Here is a 5,290-nt window from a genome sequence, read left to right as displayed (position 1 = left end):
ACGTTTTAAAAGGAATGTTAAAACAAAAGAATAAGAGTAATGGAATCGAGAGATTTGAAAAACCGATAGAGAAAACGTCGAATAATAATTAGTCTTAAGCAATTAAGACAAACAATATACGATGAAGAGTTTGATCCTGGCTCAGGATGAACGCTAGCGGCAGGCTTAACACATGCAAGTCGAGGGGTATAGTTCTTCGGAACTAGAGACCGGCGCACGGGTGCGTAACGCGTATGCAATCTACCTTTTACAGAGGGATAGCCCAGAGAAATTTGGATTAATACCTCATAGTATATAGCCCTGGCATCAGGATTATATTAAAGTCACAACGGTAAAAGATGAGCATGCGTCCCATTAGCTAGTTGGTAAGGTAACGGCTTACCAAGGCTACGATGGGTAGGGGTCCTGAGAGGGAGATCCCCCACACTGGTACTGAGACACGGACCAGACTCCTACGGGAGGCAGCAGTGAGGAATATTGGACAATGGGCGCAAGCCTGATCCAGCCATGCCGCGTGCAGGATGACGGTCCTATGGATTGTAAACTGCTTTTATACGAGAAGAAACACTCCTTCGTGAAGGAGCTTGACGGTATCGTAAGAATAAGGATCGGCTAACTCCGTGCCAGCAGCCGCGGTAATACGGAGGATCCAAGCGTTATCCGGAATCATTGGGTTTAAAGGGTCCGTAGGCGGTTTAATAAGTCAGTGGTGAAAGCCCATCGCTCAACGGTGGAACGGCCATTGATACTGTTAGACTTGAATTATTAGGAAGTAACTAGAATATGTAGTGTAGCGGTGAAATGCTTAGAGATTACATGGAATACCAATTGCGAAGGCAGGTTACTACTAATTGATTGACGCTGATGGACGAAAGCGTGGGTAGCGAACAGGATTAGATACCCTGGTAGTCCACGCCGTAAACGATGGATACTAGCTGTTGGGAGCAATCTCAGTGGCTAAGCGAAAGTGATAAGTATCCCACCTGGGGAGTACGTTCGCAAGAATGAAACTCAAAGGAATTGACGGGGGCCCGCACAAGCGGTGGAGCATGTGGTTTAATTCGATGATACGCGAGGAACCTTACCAAGGCTTAAATGTAGATTGACCGGTTTGGAAACAGATCTTTCGCAAGACAATTTACAAGGTGCTGCATGGTTGTCGTCAGCTCGTGCCGTGAGGTGTCAGGTTAAGTCCTATAACGAGCGCAACCCCTGTTGTTAGTTGCCAGCGAGTCATGTCGGGAACTCTAACAAGACTGCCAGTGCAAACTGTGAGGAAGGTGGGGATGACGTCAAATCATCACGGCCCTTACGCCTTGGGCTACACACGTGCTACAATGGCCGGTACAGAGAGCAGCCACTGGGCGACCAGGAGCGAATCTATAAAACCGGTCACAGTTCGGATCGGAGTCTGCAACTCGACTCCGTGAAGCTGGAATCGCTAGTAATCGGATATCAGCCATGATCCGGTGAATACGTTCCCGGGCCTTGTACACACCGCCCGTCAAGCCATGGAAGCTGGGGGTGCCTGAAGTCGGTGACCGCAAGGAGCTGCCTAGGGTAAAACTGGTAACTAGGGCTAAGTCGTAACAAGGTAGCCGTACCGGAAGGTGCGGCTGGAACACCTCCTTTCTAGAGCCCCAATTGTTAGTAGTAATACACGATGGGGAAAAAAGATGTTTATCTAAAGGATCTGAATTTTAAAGTTCAATTACTCTTGCTGTTAGTTCAAATAATAAATTTTAAGTAAAACAGAGTCTCGTAGCTCAGCTGGTTAGAGTACTACACTGATAATGTAGGGGTCGGCAGTTCGAGTCTGCCCGGGACTACTTTTTAAATTGTTAATTATGAATTATAAATTATAAAAAGACAAAATAAAGAGACTGTAAACTTGAAAAGGAAATTCTAGAGTTGAGGCGTTATGAATAATAATTCATAATTCATAATTCACAATTCATAATTAGATTGGGGGATTAGCTCAGCTGGCTAGAGCGCCTGCCTTGCACGCAGGAGGTCAACGGTTCGACTCCGTTATTCTCCACTGGTTTACTATAAAGATAGTAAATAAAAGTTCATTGACATATTGAGATAAGAAAATAATAAAAAGTAGAAAGCGTTTTTTGTTATAAGTAGCAATACAAATAATAAAAGACAAAAAAAAACGGTCATAATTGATTTTATGATTGGTACAATAAGCAAAATAAGGGCGTATGGGGGATGCCTTGGCTCTCAGAGGCGATGAAAGGCGTGATAAGCTGCGAAAAGCTGCGGGGACGGGCACACACCGATTGATCCGCAGATACCTGAATGGGGCAACCCACTATGTTGAAGACATAGTACACCGATAGGTGGGCAAACCCGCTGAACTGAAACATCTAAGTAGGCGGAGGAGAAGAAAACAAAAGTGATTCCGTAAGTAGTGGCGAGCGAACGCGGATTAGCCCAAACCAATGTTGTTACGGCAAGATTGGGGTTGTAGGACCACGACATTTTATGCACAAGGAACCGGAAGTTACTGGAAAGTGACACCAAAGAGGGTGATAGTCCCGTATGGGTAACGAGTGTAATAGATAGTGGTATCCTGAGTAGGGCGGGGCACGTGAAACCCTGTCTGAATTTGGCGGGACCATCCGCTAAGGCTAAATACTCCTGAGAGACCGATAGTGAACCAGTACCGTGAGGGAAAGGTGAAAAGAACCGTGAATAACGGAGTGAAATAGATCCTGAAACCATACGCTTACAAGCGGTCGGAGCCCTTTCGTGGGGTGACGGCGTGCCTTTTGCATAATGAGCCTACGAGTTAACGTTGCTGGCAAGGTTAAGTGGTTAAGCCACGGATCCGTAGCGAAAGCGAGTCTGAATAGGGCGCTTTAGTCAGTAGTGTTAGACGCGAAACCGTGTGATCTACCCATGGGCAGGATGAAGCTGTGGTAACACACAGTGGAGGTCCGAACCGGTTGACGTTGAAAAGTCTTCGGATGACCTGTGGGTAGGGGTGAAAGGCCAATCAAACTCGGAAATAGCTCGTACTCCCCGAAATGCATTTAGGTGCAGCGTTAGTTATAAAGTTATATAGAGGTAGAGCTACTGATTGGATGCGGGGGCTTCACCGCCTACCAATTCCTGACAAACTCCGAATGCTATATAATGTTCACTAACAGTGAGGGCTTGGGTGCTAAGGTCCAAGTCCGAGAGGGAAAGAACCCAGACCATCAGCTAAGGTCCCCAAATATACACTAAGTTGAAAGAACGAGGTTTGTCTGCCCAGACAGCTAGGATGTTGGCTTGGAAGCAGCCATTCATTTAAAGAGTGCGTAACAGCTCACTAGTCGAGCGGACGAGCATGGATAATAATCGGGCATAAGTGTATTACCGAAGCTATGGATTTAGAGTTTACTCTAAGTGGTAGGGGAGCATTCCAGCAGGGTTGAAGGTGTATCGTAAGGTATGCTGGACTGGCTGGAAAAGAAAATGTAGGCATAAGTAACGATAATGCGGGCGAGAAACCCGCACACCGAAAAACTAAGGTTTCCACAGCTATGCTAATCAGCTGTGGGTTAGTCTGGTCCTAAGGCGAACCCGAAAGGGACAGTCGATGGCTAACGGGTTAATATTCCCGTACTACTAATTACTGTGATGGGGTGACGGAGTGATGAAAGCGCCGCGAACTGACGGAATAGTTCGTTGAAGTACCTACCTATAAGCTGCGCAGGCAAATCCACGCGGCTTGGGGAAATACGATAGTACTCGGAGTCTTCGGACAAAGAGATAGTGCGCCTAAGGGCTTCCAAGAAAAACCTCTAAACTTCAGGTAATTAGTACCAGTACCGTAAACCGACACAGGTAGTTGAGGAGAGAATCCTAAGGTGCTCGAGAGATTCATGGCTAAGGAATTAGGCAAAATAGACCTGTAACTTCGGGAGAAAGGTCGCCCCCAGCAATGGGGGCCGCAGTGAAGAGGTCCAGGCGACTGTTTATCAAAAACACAGGGCTCTGCAAAATCGTAAGATGAAGTATAGGGCCTGACACCTGCCCGGTGCTGGAAGGTTAAGAGGAGATGTTATCTTCGGAGAAGCATTGAATTGAAGCCCCAGTAAACGGCGGCCGTAACTATAACGGTCCTAAGGTAGCGAAATTCCTTGTCGGGTAAGTTCCGACCTGCACGAATGGTGTAACGATCTGGACACTGTCTCAGCCATGAGCTCGGTGAAATTGTAGTAACGGTGAAGATGCCGTTTACCCGCAGTGGGACGAAAAGACCCTGTGCACCTTTACTATAGCTTAGTATTGACCTTGGATAAATGATGTGTAGGATAGGTTGGAGACTATGAAGCGGCGTCGCCAGGCGTTGTGGAGTCATTGTTGAAATACAACCCTTTGTTTATCTGAGGCCTAACCCCGCGAACGCGGGGGACATTGCTTGGTGGGTAGTTTGACTGGGGTGGTCGCCTCCAAAAGAGTAACGGAGGCTTCTAAAGGTTCCCTCAGTACGCTTGGTAACCGTGCGTAGAGTGCAATGGCATAAGGGAGCTTGACTGAGAGACATACAGGTCGATCAGGTACGAAAGTAGAGCATAGTGATCCGGTGGTTCCGCATGGAAGGGCCATCGCTCAAAGGATAAAAGGTACGCCGGGGATAACAGGCTGATCTCCCCCAAGAGCTCATATCGACGGGGGGGTTTGGCACCTCGATGTCGGCTCGTCACATCCTGGGGCTGGAGAAGGTCCCAAGGGTTGGGCTGTTCGCCCATTAAAGTGGCACGCGAGCTGGGTTCAGAACGTCGTGAGACAGTTCGGTCTCTATCTACTGTGGGCGTTAGAAATTTGAGTGGATCTGATTCTAGTACGAGAGGACCGAATTGGACAAACCTCTAGTGTATCTGTTGTCCCGCCAGGGGCACCGCAGAGTAGCTACGTTTGGAAGGGATAAGCGCTGAAAGCATATAAGCGCGAAACCCACCACAAGATGAGATTTCTTTTAAGGATCGTGGAAGATGACCACGTTGATAGGCTATAGATGTAAAGGCAGTAATGTCATAGTCGAGTAGTACTAATAATCCGTAAGCTTATGTACACCCTTTTCCCCCGACTCCGGTCGGGGGGAGAAACTTTCTAATAAATAAAATACTTTTCTTTATCTCAGTATGTTAAGATATTGTGTAATGTTGACTAGCTAAGGCTAATCACCCATTGCAAAACGGCCTTAAGGTGGTTATTGCGGCGGGGGTCCGCTCATCCACTCGCGAAACGAGTACATAACCACGCCAGCGCCACGCGTAACGCACTCGGC

2 tRNA genes and 2 rRNA genes are annotated in these 5,290 nt (G+C 47.4%); all 4 read left to right on the top strand.

From position 1 onward, the window contains the following. The first annotated feature begins 118 nt into the window (after positions 1 to 118). The 4 genes from FLP_RS09670 to FLP_RS09655 all read left to right on the top strand — a co-directional run bounded on the left by FLP_RS09670 (position 119) and on the right by FLP_RS09655 (position 5,074). A 16S ribosomal RNA gene (locus FLP_RS09670) occupies positions 119 to 1,632 on the top strand. Positions 1,633 to 1,755: 123 nt separating this feature from the next. After that, positions 1,756 to 1,829 (top strand) — tRNA-Ile (locus FLP_RS09665). A 138-nt stretch (positions 1,830 to 1,967) separates the two neighbouring features. Next, positions 1,968 to 2,041: transfer RNA gene (locus FLP_RS09660), tRNA-Ala, on the top strand. A 148-nt stretch (positions 2,042 to 2,189) separates the two neighbouring features. Next, positions 2,190 to 5,074 (top strand): 23S ribosomal RNA (locus FLP_RS09655). Together the 16S and 23S rRNA genes with 2 tRNA genes alongside form the textbook arrangement of a ribosomal RNA operon. The last annotated feature ends 216 nt before the right edge of the window (positions 5,075 to 5,290 follow it).

Source organism: Flavobacterium piscis, from assembly GCF_001686925.1.
In the GTDB taxonomy this organism is placed as follows: Bacteria; Bacteroidota; Bacteroidia; order Flavobacteriales; family Flavobacteriaceae; genus Flavobacterium; species Flavobacterium piscis.
The sequence above is the reverse complement of the archived record's forward strand: the minus strand, read 5'-3'. Positions and strand labels throughout refer to the sequence as shown.